The organism is Pseudescherichia sp. L3 (assembly GCF_024656065.1).
In the GTDB taxonomy this organism is placed as follows: Bacteria; Pseudomonadota; Gammaproteobacteria; order Enterobacterales; family Enterobacteriaceae; genus Pseudescherichia.
In genome coordinates, this window is record NZ_JANKYC010000002.1 from 769,185 (window position 1) to 783,596 (window position 14,412).

Here is a 14,412-nt window from a genome sequence, read left to right on the forward strand (position 1 = left end):
GCTTCAGCGATGGCTACACCAAGATTGACGCAAAAAGATATGACGGAGAGCGAGCAGCGCGAGCTGAAAACCCTGCTGGATCGCGCCCGTATCGCCCATGGCCGCACCCTGACCAACGCCGAAACCAATCAGGTTAAGAAAGAGTACACCGACAAGCTGATGGCGCAGCGCGAGACCGAGGCCAAAAAAGCCCGCAAGTTAAAAAAAGAGCAGGCGTATAAACCCGATTCAGAGTCGACCTTCTCCTGGTCAGCCAATACCTCAACCCGTGGAAGGCGCTAATTAGCGCCCTTTCTTTTTACGCCCCGGCTGCACGAACCGTTTTCCGGCCGGTTTGCTGCGCTCTTTTTCAGCTGATTTCGGGGCGTTCACCACAGGTCGTTTAATCCCCTGGGTTTTCGGTTTCGCCTTCGCTTTCGGCTTCGCCTCTGACGATGAGTTTTCGATAAGCTTGAACAGCTCTACCAGCTCGTCGTCGGTCAAGTCACGCCACTCTCCCACGGGGATACCGGTCAGGCTGACGTTCATAATGCGCGTACGCTCCAGCCTGGTCACTTCAAAGCCAAAGTGCTCGCACATCCGGCGGATCTGTCGGTTTAAGCCCTGAACCAGCGTAATGCGGAAGGCAAAAGGTGCCTCTTTTTTAACTTTACACTTTTTGGTGACGGTACCCAGGATCGGCACGCCTGCGCCCATGCCACGGATAAACTCGTCCGTGACGGGCTTATTCACCGTGACCACATACTCTTTCTCATGATCGTTGCCGGCCCGCAGAATTTTGTTTACCAGATCGCCATGGTTAGTGAGGAAGATCAGCCCCTGTGAATCTTTATCCAGGCGGCCGATAGGAAAGATACGGCTGCTGTGGTTAACGAAATCGACAATGTTGTCTCTCTCGCTATCTTCCGTGGTGCTGACAATTCCCACCGGCTTGTTCAGCGCGATAAATACCAGATCGTCCTCTTCCCGAGGCTCGATAAGCTGGCCGTTGACCTTGACCACGTCGCCCGCGACAACCTGATCCCCTATCCCGGCGCGTTTGCCGTTGATAAAGACGTTGCCCTGCTCAATGTAACGATCGGCTTCGCGACGCGAGCAGATCCCGCTCTCGCTGATGTATTTGTTTAGTCGGGTGGATTGTGGTGTCAGCATAGTTTCTCCTGTAAAGGCGAAATATACCCTGGGTGCCGTTTTGTGTGCCAGAGGGAAATAGGTACGCTTCTCAGGCCGGATAGGCGCAGCGCTATCCGGAAATATTTACATCTTAACCGAATACGACTTTCATCGTGCCTGGTATGGTTTGCGCCTTACCGACGACAATATCGACATCTCTTCCCAGCCGCGTCAGGCAATCGAGCATTTTCGCCTCGCTGATCCCACGAAATTGGCCACGCAATAAGTTTGATAGTTTAGGCTGGGTCATACCTAAAATATGGGCCGCCTGCTGCTGAGTCAGCCCACGCTCTTGTAGAATGTCATGAATCGCCATTGCTAACTGCGCCTTAAGCTGCATCTCCTCAGCGTTAGCGTAGCCTAAATCGTTATAAACATTCCCACTACCCGCTTCGATTTCATTTTGCATATCAGGATCCTCGTGCATGATTCTGAGCAGCCTTAAGCCGCTGGTAAATGAGTGCAGTATCTGGCTTCGCCATTGCTTTACCCGATACTGATTTTTTCTGAAAAACATGCAGCACATAAACGGCATCTTATACCCATTTGGATATAAAAAGCACCGTGTTAAAGGGAAGATAAACAAAAAGCCCTGCACGATGCAGGGCTTAAAGCAAAATCCACGAGGCGGTTTCCAAAATCAGTACTCCCCGCGCTCCTCATCCTCGTCCGGCTGCTCCAGCACGCTGTAGGCCACCGCACAGAAGAGCGAGTTGAGGCGTTTCATATCCCCCAGCAGGCCTAAATGCAGCGAGCTGGTTTCGATACTCTGCACGTTCTGCTGATGCAGACGATCCACGTGGGCGTGGGCGTAACGGCGGTCGAGAATACGGAAGCGGTGCTTGCGGCGGCGCAGGCGGCGGGCACTCGCCACGTCGCTGGAGAAGAACACCGACATCGCCAGCTGCAGATTACTGCGCAGCTGCTCCAGCAGGCTATCCAGCTCGTTAAGCCCTTCAACAGAGAAGGCGCGCCGGGCCGCCAGCGACTTATCGGCAATCTCGCTGCCCATCCGCTCAATGATGTCTGATGCCTGCTCAAGGTTGAGCGACATCTCAATAATTTCCGCCCAGCGGCGCGACTCCTCTTCGGCCAGTTCATCCTTCGGCATCCGCGCCAGATAGAGCTTGATGGCGGTATAGAGCACGTTGATATCATCGGCAGTTTTCCGTAGCGCTTTCTCCTCACGCGGCTCGCCGTGCATGATCTTCTTCAGACCGTCGAGCATCTGTTCCATGGCGTCACCCATGCGCAGCGACTCGCGGGCGGCGTTAGCCAGGGCCAGCGTGGGCGTATCCAGCGCCGAGGTATCAAGATGCTTCGGCTTCAGACGCATATCAAGCTCAGGCTCATCGCGGATCAGCCGCTCGCACAGGCGGGCCATCGGTCCGGCAAAGGGCACCATCACCACGCAGCGGATCAGGTTGTAGAAGACGTGGAAATAGATGACCAACTCTGCATCCGGCAGCGGTAGCCTGTCCAGAACCACTGCCAGCGGATGTACAAAAGGAAGGATCAGCAGGCTACCCACCAGCTTAAACAGCAGGCTGCCCATCGCAACGCGGCGTGCAGCGGCGCTGCTGGCGCTGTTGTTGAGCACCGCCAGCAGACCCGAGCCGAGGTTTGCACCAATCACCAGGCACAGCGCCACCGGAAACGAGATGATCCCCGCCGCGGTTAGCGTCGCGGTCAGCAGCACCGCCGCAAGGCTTGAGTAGCTGATAATGGCAAAGACCGCGCCAATCAGCGCGTCCAGCATAATATCGCCGGTTAGCGAGGCGAAAATAACCTTCACGCCGCTGGCCTGAGTAATCGGCGTCACGGCCTGCACGATAAGCTCCAGCGCCAGCAGGATCAGCCCAAGGCCGATGCTGACCCGACCAAGCTGCCCTACGCGGGACTGCTTGCGTCCAAGAAAGAAAATGACGCCAATAAAAATCAGCAGCGGTGAAAGCCAGGAGAGATCGAAGGTGAGCACCCGCGCCATCAGCGCGGTACCAACGTCCGCCCCCAGCACAATCACCAGCGCCGGGGTAAGCGCCACCAGATCCTGCGCCACAAAGGAGGTGACCAGCATCGTGGTGGCGTTACTGCTCTGCACCAGGGCGGTGACGCCAATGCCCGCGCAAAAGGCCAGCGGTTTTTTCTCAACGCTGCGGCCCAGCACGGTACGCAAACGCGCACCAAAAACGCGCATCACGCCCGTACGTACGATATGTGTGCCCCAGACCAGCAGTGCAACGGCGGACAGCAGGTGTAAAAGCGTTAGCACAGGGTTACGGCCTCCTTATCGTATACGTTTTCTCCTAGTATAAGAGCTTAATGTCAATCAGTCCGCGTCGTAGCCGAGATTCGGTGCGAGCCAGCGCTCAACTTCACTCACGCTCATTCCTTTCCGCCGGGCATAATCCTCGACCTGGTCGCGCTGGATCTGCGCTACGGCAAAGTACTTGCTGTCCGGGTGGCTGAAGTACCAGCCAGAGACCGACGCGCCCGGCCACATGGCAAAGGACTCGGTCAGCTTCATGCCGGTATGTTTCTCAACGTCCAGCAGCTGCCAGATGGTGCCCTTCTCGGTGTGCTCCGGGCAGGCGGGATAGCCTGGCGCAGGACGTATCCCCTGATAGTTTTCGCGGATCAGCTCTTCGTTGCTGAGGTTTTCGTTCGGCGCATAGCCCCAGTAGACCTTACGCACCCGCTCGTGCAGGTACTCCGCAAAGGCTTCCGCCAGTCGATCGGCAATCGCCTTCACCATGATCTTGTTGTAGTCGTCATGCTGAGCGTCATAGGCTTCGGCCAGCGCATCCTCCTCCAGCCCGCCGGTGACGGCAAACGCGCCGATGTAGTCCTCTTTGCCGCTCAGCTTCGGCGCAACGAAATCGGCCAGGCAGTAGTTAGCAAAGCCTACCTTTTCGGTCTGCTGGCGCAGATGGCGTGCCACCGTCAGTACCTGAGTACGTGATGCATCGCGGTAGATTTCAACGTCATCGCCGACGCGATTCGCCGGGAACAGCCCCACCACGCCGCGCGGGTTAAGGCGTTTTTCTGCGCTGAGCTGGTCGAGCATCTCGTTAGCGTCTTGAAACAGGCGCTTCGCCTCAACGCCGACGATCTCATCTTCCAGAATGCGTGGATACTTACCCGCCAGCGACCAGGTCATAAAGAACGGCGTCCAGTCGATGTAGTTGCGCAGCGTCTCAATGCTGGCGGTCACCTCCTGCACGCCCAGGCGATGGGCCACCGGCGGGGTGTAGCTCTCCCAGTCGAAGGCCAGATCGTTATCCCGTGCCGCCTGTAGGCTGACTGGCGGCGTGCGCGGCTTTTTACGCGCATGTTGAATACGCACGGTTTCATACTCTTTGCGAGTGCGGGCCACGAAATCGTCCCGCTGGGTTGCTGACAGCAGCGACGACACCACGCCCACGGTGCGCGAGGCGTTCTGCACGTACACCGTTGGGCCGCTGTAGTTCTGCTCGATTTTAACTGCCGTATGGGCTTTCGAGGTGGTCGCCCCGCCAATCAGCAGCGGAATGGTAAAGCCCTGACGCTCCATCTCTTTCGCCACGTTGACCATCTCATCCAGCGAGGGCGTGATCAGCCCGGAGAGGCCAATCAGGTCAGCATTTACTTCCCGGGCGGTTTTCAGGATTTTATCCGTCGGCACCATTACGCCCAGATCGACAATCTCGTAGTTATTGCACTGCAATACTACGCCAACGATGTTTTTGCCGATGTCATGCACGTCGCCTTTCACGGTGGCGATCACCATTTTACCGTTGGTCTGGCCTTTCTCTTTGCTGGCTTCGATAAAGGGTTCGAGCCAGGCCACCGCCTGCTTCATCACGCGGGCAGATTTCACCACCTGCGGCAGGAACATTTTCCCCTCGCCAAAGAGATCGCCTACCACGTTCATGCCGTCCATTAGCGGCCCTTCAATCACCTGAATAGGGCGTTCGGCCTGCTGGCGCGCCTCTTCGGTATCTTGCTCAATAAATTCGGTAATGCCTTTAACCAGCGAATACTCCAGCCGTTTTTTAACGTCCCAGCTGCGCCACTCCGCCTGCTGGGCGTTGGCGCCATCGTCGCTCTTGCTGCCGCGATACTTCTCGGCCAGATCCAGCAGACGCTCGGTGCTGTCGTCGCGACGGTTAAGGATCACATCCTCGACCGCATCGCGCAGCTCAGCAGGCAGATCGTCATAGATGGCCAGCTGCCCGGCGTTGACGATGCCCATGTCCATGCCGTTGCGGATGGCGTAGTAGAGAAACACGGCGTGGATCGCCTCACGGACCGGATCGTTGCCACGGAAGGAGAACGAGACGTTAGAGACGCCACCGGAGATCAGGGCGTGCGGCAGCTCGCGCTTGATGTCTTCACACGCGCCGATAAAGTCCTGGGCATAGTTATTGTGCTCATCAATGCCCGTTGCCACGGCAAAGATGTTGGGGTCAAAAATGATATCTTCCGGTGGAAAACCGACATCCTGGGTAAGAATGGTGTAGGCCCGGCGGCAGATCTCAATCTTCCGCTCCCGCGTGTCAGCCTGGCCGACCTCATCAAAGGCCATCACCACCATCGCCGCGCCGTAGCGGCGCACCAGCTTCGCATGGTGGACAAAGGCCTCCACGCCCTCCTTCATCGAAATGGAGTTAACGATGCCTTTGCCCTGAATGCACTTCAGCCCCTTCTCGATAACATCCCACTTGGAGGAGTCGATCATGATCGGCACGCGGGCAATGTCCGGCTCGCCGGCAATCAGGTTGAGGAACTTGACCATCGCCGCCTCGGCGTCGAGCATCCCCTCGTCCATGTTGATGTCGATGATCTGCGCGCCGTTCTCTACCTGCTGGCGCGCCACGTCCAGCGCCTCGCTGTACTTCTCTTCTTTAATCAGGCGTTTAAATTTTGCCGAGCCGGTAACGTTGGTACGCTCGCCAACGTTCACAAACAGGCTAGCGTCGCCAATATTCAGCGGCTCCAGCCCCGCCAGGCGGCAGGCAACCGGTAGGTCAGGTAGCTGACGCGGCGGCAGCCCTTCCACCGCGCGGCTCATGGCAGCAATATGCTCTGGGGTTGTGCCGCAGCAGCCACCCACAATGTTCAGGAAGCCCGCTTCGGCCCACTCGCGGATCTGCGCGGCCATCGGCCCGGCATCAAGATCGTACTCGCCAAAGGCGTTGGGCAGCCCAGCGTTCGGGTGGGCGGTGACGTAGCACTCGGCGATGCGCGACAGCTCCTGCACGTACTGACGCAGCTCATCCGGCCCCAGGGCGCAGTTCAGCCCGAAGGTCAGCGCGTCGGCGTGGCGGAGTGAGTTATAGAATGCTTCGGTAGTCTGCCCGGAGAGCGTGCGTCCGGAAGCGTCGGTAATGGTGCCGGAGATCATGATCGGCAGCTCAACGCCCAGCGCCTCGAACTCCGCCTTCACGGCAAAAATGGCCGCTTTCGCATTGAGCGTATCGAAAATGGTTTCGATCAGGATCAGATCGCTGCCGCCCTCCACCAGCGCGCGGGTGGACTCCCGGTACGCCGCCACCAGCTGGTCGAAGGTGACGTTGCGATAGGCGGGATCGTTTACGTCCGGCGAGATAGAGGCGGTGCGGTTGGTTGGACCCAGCACCCCCGCCACGTAGCGCGGCTTATCCGGCGTGCGGGCGGTCCACTCGTCGGCGCAGGCGCGGGCCAGCTTCGCGGCGGCAAGGTTGATCTCTGCCGACAGGGACTCCATCTGGTAGTCCGCCATCGCAATGGTTGTCGAGTTAAAGGTGTTGGTCTCAACGATATCCGCACCCGCCGCAAAATAGGCGTCATGGATCGCAGAGATCACCTCGGGCTTGCTGAGCACCAGCAGATCGTTGTTGCCCTTGAGATCGCAGGGCCAGTCGGCGAAGCGCTCGCCGCGAAAATCCTGCTCACTCAGACGATAGCCCTGGATCATGGTGCCCATGCCCCCATCCAGAACCAAAATACGCTCTTTTAACTGCTGATGCAGTTGATCAACTTTGCTGCTCACACGTGCTCCCGACAACGTTCAACCAGGCCACAAAGGCCAGCAGGACATACTGGCACAAAGCCAGCAGGTGGAAAAGAGAGCAGCATGAAACATGAGAGATGTTCACCTGAACTCATCCGATCAGTCTGGCCGCAGGTTGCATTATAATCAGATAAAACGAAAATGATTTCCACGATACAGAAAAGGAGTCGGCCATGGTGGCTTCCGTACCCGCGAAACGCGGTAAAAAACCTCGCACCGCTGCCGTCGCAGCCACCCCGCCGGCGACCGGACAGGTGCAGTCCCTGACGCGCGGCCTGAAGCTGCTGGAGTGGATCGCTGAATCTCAAGGCAGCGTGGCGCTGACCGAGCTGGCGCAGCAGGCTGGCCTGCCCAACTCGACCACCCACCGCCTGCTGACGACCATGCAGCAGCTGGGCTTTGTCCGCCAGGTAGGCGACCTGGGCCACTGGGCGATAGGCGCGCATGCGTTTGTCATTGGTGCCAGCTTCTTACAGAGCCGCAACCTGCTGGCCATTGTGCATCCCATTCTGCGCAAGCTGATGGAGGATTCCGGCGAGACGGTGAACCTGGCGGTGCTTGACCAGAACGATCATCAGGCCATCATTATTGACCAGGTGCAGTGTAACCAGCTGATGCGCATGTCTGCCCCCATTGGCGGCAAGCTGCCGATGCACGCCTCGGGAGCGGGAAAAGCTTTCCTGGCCCAGCTGGATGAGGATCAGGTTACCAGCCTGCTGCATCGCCAGGGGCTGCATACCTACACCCACGCTACGCTGGTCTCGCCCCTGCATCTGAAAGAAGATCTGGCCCTCACCCGCAAGCGCGGCTACTCCTTTGACGATGAGGAGCACGCGCTGGGCCTGCGCTGCGTGGCGGCCTGTATCTATGACGAGCATCGTCAGCCTTTTGCGGCTATCTCTATCTCTGGACCGATCTCACGTATTACCGACGATCGCGTGACCGAGCTGGGTGCGCTGGTCATCAAGGCGGCGAAAGAGGTGACGCTGGCGTATGGCGGAATGCGATAGAGTAAACGCGGGCGTTACGCCGCGAACCGCACGCTGAAACGCTGCCGCCGGCGGTAGGCGTAGACATCCTCCACGTGGCCCTCTTTGATACGCGTTTGCAGTGCCCGCCAGTAGCTGGCGCGGAACAGATCGGCATGCATCTCCTCAAAGAGTGGCCCGACGCGCGGATCGGCACAGAGCCAGTGGCGAAACTCCTCGGGGAAGACATCCCCTGGCGATACGCTGTACCACGGCTCGGCGCTTAGCTCATCCTCCGGGTAGCGCGGGGCGGGAACGTCGCGGAAGTTTACCTCGGTCATGTAGCAGATCTCATCGTAGTCATAGAACACCACCCGCCCGTGGCGCGTCACGCCAAAGTTTTTAAACAGCATATCGCCAGGGAAAATATTCGCGGCGGCTAGCTGACGAATGGCGTTGCCGTACTCTTCGATGGCGTCCCGCAGCAGCTGACCGTCAACCTGCTCCAGCCAGATATTGAGCGGCACCATGCGCCGTTCGATATAGAGATGGCTGATGGAGATGCTATCACCCAGGTCGGTAATCTTCTCCGCCGCTTCCGTCATCAACAGGGTCATCAACGCAGGCGCAATCTGCCGCTTCTCCAGCACAAAGTTTTCAAACTCCTGGGTATCGGCCATCCGCCCGACGCGATCGTGCTCTTTTACCAGCTGATAGCAGGCGCGCACGTGGGCGGCGGTCATCTCCTTCTGCGGGGCAAAACGATCTTTGATTACCTTGAAGACCCGGTCAAAGCCCGGCAGGGTAAAGACCAGCATCACCATGCCGCGAATGCCCGGCGCTTCAATAAACTGCTCGTCGCTGCTGGCAATGTAGTGCAGATACTCCCGGTAGCTCTCGGTTTTAGCATGCTTCTGGCAGCCAATCGCCATATAGAGCTCAGCCGTGGTTTTGCCTGGCAGGATCTCCCGCAGCCACTCCACCGTCGCGGCGGGCAGCGGAGCATAGACCATAAAGTAGGAGCGGGCGAAGCCGAACACAATGCTGGCTTCGTCGTGGGTTGTCAGGCAGGCATCGACAAAAAGCTCGCCCTCCTCGCTGCGGTGGATCGGCAGTAAAAAGGGAACCGTGCCATCGGCCAGGATAAGCTTGCCCACCAGCCAGGCGGCTTTATTGCGGTAAAAAAGCTCGTTTGCCACCTGTAAACGTGCCTGCGCTAGCGCCGCGTCGCCAATGCTCTCCGTTAGCTGCATGAGGATATAGCCCACGTCGCGGGCGCGATCCTGCCACGGCAGGCGCAGGGGGAGATCGGCAAGCAGCTTGTTGAGCAGCGCCTGCCAGCCGCCGGTCGGGTGAAAATCCTTTGCCAGCGGTCGAGGAATGGTGCGAAAGCGGCGCTCGGGCTGGGAGCTGAAAATAAACAGTCGCTCAGGCGTCAGGGCCCGGTGATCGAACAGCCGACAGTAGACCGAGTTGAAAAAGCTTTCGGCAATTTCGAAGCGCGGATAGTCCGGCAGCAGCTGAGTATAGTGCGCCTTTACCCGCAGCAAATAATCCGCGTCGAGGCGTCGACCCTCGGTTATACAGCGCAGCTGCTCGGCCACCAGCCCAACGTGGTGGTCGTAGAGGTGGATGCGGCTCTTCATCGCCTGCTGGACGGCGTGCCAGTCCGCCTGCTCAAAGCGCTGCTGCGCGCCGGCGGTAATCTCCAGAAAGCGTCCGTACTGGGCGTCAAAACCCTGCAGGATAGTTTGGGCGATTAATAGCTCCCGGCCACGCGTCATACGTCCCCCTCCGGATCCGTGCGTAGGCCCGGTAAGCGCAGCGCCACCGGGCATTTCCGTTATCAGAACTGCTGCTCTTCTGTTGATCCGGTCAGCGCGGTCACCGATGATGCGCCGCCCTGAATAATCGTCGTCACCTTATCGAAATAGCCGGTTCCCACCTCCTGCTGATGGGAGACAAAAGTATAGCCCTCCTTCGCCGCAGCAAACTCCGGCTGCTGAACCTTCTCGACGTAGTGTTTCATCCCCTCTCCCTGCGCATAGGCGCGGGCGAGATCGAACATGTTGAACCACATGCTATGGATACCCGCAAGGGTGATGAACTGGTACTTGTAGCCCATCTCCGCGAGCTGCTGCTGGAAGCTGGCGATAGTGTTGTCGTCGAGGTTCTTCTGCCAGTTGAACGACGGCGAGCAGTTATAGGCCAGCAGCTTGCCGGGGAATTGGGCATGGATGGCATCGGCAAAGCGCCGGGCCTGCTCCAGATCTGGCTTCGAGGTTTCACACCAGACCAGATCGGCATAGGGGGCGTAGGCCAGGCCGCGGCTGATGGCCTGCTCTATCCCGGCCCGGGTACGATAGAACCCTTCGCTGGTGCGTTCGCCGGTAATAAATTCACGGTCATACTCATCGCAGTCGGAGGTGATCAGGTCCGCCGCGTCGGCATCGGTACGGGCGATCAGCAGCGTCGGTACGCCCATCACGTCTGCTGCCAGCCTGGCCGCCACCAGCTTCTGGATGGCCTCCTGGGTGGGTACCAGTACCTTGCCACCCATATGGCCGCACTTCTTCACCGAGGCCAGCTGATCCTCGAAGTGTACCGCCGCCGCTCCCGCTGCAATCATCGACTTCATCAGCTCAAAGGCGTTCAGCACGCCGCCGAAGCCCGCTTCGGCATCGGCCACGATCGGCAGGAAGTAGTCCACGTAGCGCGGATCGTTGGGATCGATCCCTGCCGACCACTGGATCTGATCCGCCCGGCGAAAAGTGTTGTTGATCCGATCCACGACTGCCGGAACCGAATTAGCCGGGTAGAGGGACTGATCCGGATACATGCTGGAGGCCAGGTTAGCATCGGCCGCCACCTGCCAGCCGGAGAGGTAAATGGCCTCTATCCCTGCCTTCGCCTGCTGGAGCGCCTGCCCACCGGTCAGCGCACCGAGGCTGTTGATATAGCCCTTTTTAGACTCGCCGTGCAGCAGACGCCACATTTTCGCCGCGCCAAGCTGCGCCAGGGTGCACTCCGGATTCACCGAGCCGCGCAGTTTTACCACCTCTTCCGCGCTGTAGGGGCGGCTAATGCCCTCCCAGCGTGCGGTTTTCCACTCTTGCTGTAATGCTTCTGTTTGTTGGGTACGGGTTTTCATGGCTGTGCTCCACTGTTTTTATTAGGCTAAGAGGCGGTAACCCGGCAGGGTCAGGAAATCGATCAGGTCGTCAGAGGTGGTGATCTGCTCCATCAAGCGAGCGGCGTCGGCAAAGCGACCATGGCTAAACCGGTGCTCGCCCAGCTCCTGCTGGATCACCTGCATCTCCTCGCCGAGCATCTGGCGAAACAGGGCTTTAGTTACTGGCGTACCGTTGCTGAGCGTCTTTTGATGATGGATCCACTGCCAGATAGAGGTGCGGGAGATCTCTGCCGTTGCGGCATCCTCCATCAGGCCATAGATTGGCACACAGCCGTTGCCGGAGATCCATGCTTCGATGTACTGCACCGCAACGCGGATATTGGCGCGCATCCCCTCTTCCGTGCGTTCGCCGTCGCAGGGCGCAAGCAGCTCTTCGGCAGCGATGGGCGCGTCCTCTTCCCGGGTGACAGAGAGCTGGTTTTTATTGTCGCCCAGCGCGGTATCAAAGATGGCCATCACCGTATCGCCCAGACCGGGGTGGGCAATCCAGGTACCGTCGTGACCGTTTTTCGCCTCCAGCTCTTTATCCGCCCGTACCTTATTCAGCACCCAGTTGTTACGCTCGCTCTCTTTGCTGGGGATAAAGGCCGCCATGCCGCCCATCGCAAACGCACCGCGCCGGTGGCAGGTCTTAATCAGCAGACGGGAGTAGGCGTTGAGGAAAGGCTTATCCATGGTGACCGCCTGGCGGTCAGGCAGTACACGATCGGGATAGTTTTTTAACGTTTTGATATAGCTGAAGATGTAGTCCCAGCGTCCACAGTTTAGGCCCACAATGTGGTCCTTCAGGGCATGGAGGATCTCGTCCATCTGGAAGACTGCTGGCAACGTTTCAATCAGCAGAGTGGCCTTGATGGTGCCGCGCGGCAGGTTGAAGCGATCTTCCGTGTAGCTAAAGACCTCGCTCCACCAGGCAGCCTCCTGCCAGGCCTGGGTTTTAGGCAGGTAAAAATAGGGTCCGCTGCCCTTGGCCAGCAAGTTTTGATAGTTGTGGAAGAAGTAGAGGGCAAAATCAAACAGGCTGCCGGGAATAGCCTCATCACGCCAGGTAACATGCTTTTCCGGCAGATGCAGACCGCGGACTCGACAAACCAGCACCGCCGGATCGGGCTTGAGCTGATAGATCTTGCCAGCTTCATTGGTATAGCTGATGGTGCCGTTAACCGCATCGCGCAGATTGATCTGCCCGTCGATCACTTTTTGCCAGTTGGGAGCCAGCGAGTCTTCAAAATCCGCCATAAAAACTTTGACGTTGGCGTTCAGCGCATTGATCACCATCTTGCGCTCGACCGGACCGGTGATCTCAACCCGACGATCCTGCAGGTCAGCCGGAATACCGCGAATTTTCCAGTCTCCTTCACGTATGGAAGCCGTTTCCGAAATGAAACCCGGTAGCGTGCCGCTATCGATCGTCTGCTGCTGCTGGATACGTGCGGCAAGTAGCTTATTGCGCGCCGGAGTGAAACGCGTGACCAGATCGGTAAGAAAGGCGGTGGCCTCTGGCGTCAGAATATGCTGCTCCTGCTCGCCATACGGCTGGGTAAAGGTCAGTTCATCGGTAGTCGTTGCCTGTTGTGCCATAAGCGGGCTCCTCGTCGTTGATCCGAATAGATTTCCATCCTGAACAAAAGATCGTGTTCACTTTTCGTTCAGCTCCGTTAAGCCTACTCAATTAAAAAACAAAATCAAAAACAATTTCCATTTTCATTTTTAAAACGCTGCAATGCATTGATAAGACAGAAATTAAAGTTACCTGTCGCTATGAAGTGATTTTCAGAAATAAAAAAAGCACCCGAAGGTGCTTTTTTGTTGGCTGAAACGCTTAATCCAAAGTGGGATTCATATGGCGCAGATCGAACGGTGTGATCTGGTAGACGTAATAATTGAGCCAGTTAGTAAACAGCAGGTTACCGTGACTGCGCCAGGTCGCACGCGGCGTGTTCTGCGGATCGTCCTTCGGGAAGTAGTTATATGGGACAACCGGATCGAGACCGGCCTCAAGATCGCGGAAATACTCCCCGGCCAGCGTATTGGCGTCATATTCAGGATGGCCGGTCACGAAGGCGATGCGTTTATCTTTGCTGGCAAACAGGTAAGCGTCACCCTCACTCGATTCAGCAAGAATATCCAGATCGGTATAGTCGCGGATCAGCGCTGCAGGGAAATCGGCATAGCGCGAATGCGGGGCCAAAAACGAGTCGTCAAAGCCACGGGTTAGGAGCGCATGCTGCTGAGTGATGTGGTGTTCATATACGCCAGAGAGCTTGTCTTTGCGGGTCTGCTTGGGGATACCGTAGAGGATATTGAGTGCGGCCTGCACCGCCCAGCAGACAAACAGCGTTGAGGTGACGTGATCTTTAGCCCACTCCAGCACCTGCTTGATCTGCGGCCAGTAGGCGACATCATTGAACTCAACCAGCCCCAGCGGCGCACCGGTCACAATGAGACCATCAAAGTTCTCCTCGTTGATCTCATCGAAGTTGCAGTAGAAGTTGTTCAGATGCTCAGCGGGCGTATTGCGGGACTCACGCGCGTCGATACGCAGCAGGCGAACGTCTACCTGTAGCGGAGAGTTAGAGAGCAACCGCAGGAACTGGTTTTCCGTTTCGATTTTCTTGGGCATCAGGTTGAGGATCAGCACCTTCAGAGGGCGTATCTCCTGACCTGTTGCACGTGATGTCGTCATGACAAAGACGTTTTCATCTCGCAAGAAATTGACGGCTGGCAGCTCGTCCTGCACCCGAATCGGCATAACCTTATTACCTCACAGCATACGTTTAAACGTGTAGACATCCAGATAGCTGACAATAACCAGGAATAGGCAAAATGTCGAGCCTGCATGTGCCAGGTGAGAAAGTTTCAAGAATAAGGGAGAAAAATACCAAAGCAAAAAACCCCGTACCTTACGGTACGGGGTTCTTCTTGTTTGATGCCTGGCAGTTCCCTACTCTCGCATGGGGAGACCCCACACTACCATCGGCGCTACGGCGTTTCACTTCTGAGTTCGGCATGGGGTCAGGTGGGACCACCGCGCTAGTGCCGCC

At 57.7% G+C, this 14,412-nt stretch carries 10 protein-coding genes, 1 rRNA gene and 1 pseudogene; 2 read left to right on the forward strand and 10 right to left on the reverse strand.

Annotation, left to right across the window (positions count from 1 at the left end):
• Positions 1–9: 9 nt before the first annotated feature.
• A complete protein-coding gene (locus tag NR795_RS15170; RefSeq protein ID WP_144816793.1) occupies positions 10–282 on the forward strand; it encodes a DUF3811 domain-containing protein in 273 nt (90 codons plus the stop codon).
• Here NR795_RS15170 and rluF read toward each other — a convergent pair whose 3' ends face one another.
• The 5 genes and pseudogenes from rluF to metH all read right to left on the reverse strand — a co-directional run bounded on the left by rluF (position 283) and on the right by metH (position 7,186).
• Positions 283–1,152: a 23S rRNA pseudouridine(2604) synthase RluF gene (gene rluF, locus NR795_RS15175; protein WP_144816796.1), complete on the reverse strand. Its 870-nt coding sequence runs from the start codon at positions 1,150–1,152 to the stop codon at positions 283–285.
• A 112-nt stretch (positions 1,153–1,264) separates the two neighbouring features.
• On the reverse strand, positions 1,265–1,582 hold the full coding sequence (locus tag NR795_RS15180; protein WP_144816798.1) for a helix-turn-helix domain-containing protein: 318 nt from the start codon (positions 1,580–1,582) through the stop codon (positions 1,265–1,267).
• A gap of 1 nt (position 1,583) precedes the next feature.
• A pseudogene (locus tag NR795_RS15185) lies at positions 1,584–1,709 on the reverse strand (addiction module toxin RelE); the annotation flags it as partial.
• A gap of 104 nt (positions 1,710–1,813) precedes the next feature.
• On the reverse strand, positions 1,814–3,445 hold the full coding sequence (locus tag NR795_RS15190; protein WP_144816802.1) for a Na/Pi cotransporter family protein: 1,632 nt from the start codon (positions 3,443–3,445) through the stop codon (positions 1,814–1,816).
• Between the two features lie 57 nt (positions 3,446–3,502).
• Entirely contained in the window at positions 3,503–7,186 is a 3,684-nt protein-coding gene (metH, locus tag NR795_RS15195; protein WP_257758635.1) for a methionine synthase, read from the reverse strand.
• 194 nt (positions 7,187–7,380) lie between these two features.
• Between metH and iclR the strand changes: the two genes are divergently transcribed.
• Positions 7,381–8,217 (forward strand): glyoxylate bypass operon transcriptional repressor IclR, encoded by an 837-nt coding sequence (iclR, locus tag NR795_RS15200; protein ID WP_257758636.1) that lies wholly within the window; start codon positions 7,381–7,383, stop codon positions 8,215–8,217.
• A gap of 14 nt (positions 8,218–8,231) precedes the next feature.
• Here the strand turns inward: iclR and aceK are convergent, their stop codons facing one another.
• From aceK to rrf, 5 genes are all read right to left on the reverse strand, one after another.
• Positions 8,232–9,959: a bifunctional isocitrate dehydrogenase kinase/phosphatase gene (gene aceK, locus NR795_RS15205; protein ID WP_257758637.1), complete on the reverse strand. Its 1,728-nt coding sequence runs from the start codon at positions 9,957–9,959 to the stop codon at positions 8,232–8,234.
• 62 nt (positions 9,960–10,021) lie between these two features.
• Positions 10,022–11,326, reverse strand: coding sequence for an isocitrate lyase (gene aceA, locus NR795_RS15210; RefSeq protein WP_144816812.1), 1,305 nt, complete (start codon positions 11,324–11,326; stop codon positions 10,022–10,024).
• Positions 11,327–11,347: 21 nt separating this feature from the next.
• Positions 11,348–12,949, reverse strand: coding sequence for a malate synthase A (aceB, locus tag NR795_RS15215; RefSeq protein WP_257758638.1), 1,602 nt, complete (start codon positions 12,947–12,949; stop codon positions 11,348–11,350).
• A gap of 241 nt (positions 12,950–13,190) precedes the next feature.
• Positions 13,191–14,120 carry a homoserine O-succinyltransferase gene (gene metA, locus NR795_RS15220; RefSeq protein ID WP_144816817.1) on the reverse strand — a complete coding sequence of 310 codons (930 nt, stop codon included), beginning with the start codon at positions 14,118–14,120 and terminating at the stop codon, positions 13,191–13,193.
• A gap of 179 nt (positions 14,121–14,299) precedes the next feature.
• Positions 14,300–14,412, reverse strand: a 5S ribosomal RNA gene (gene rrf, locus NR795_RS15225); the annotation flags it as partial.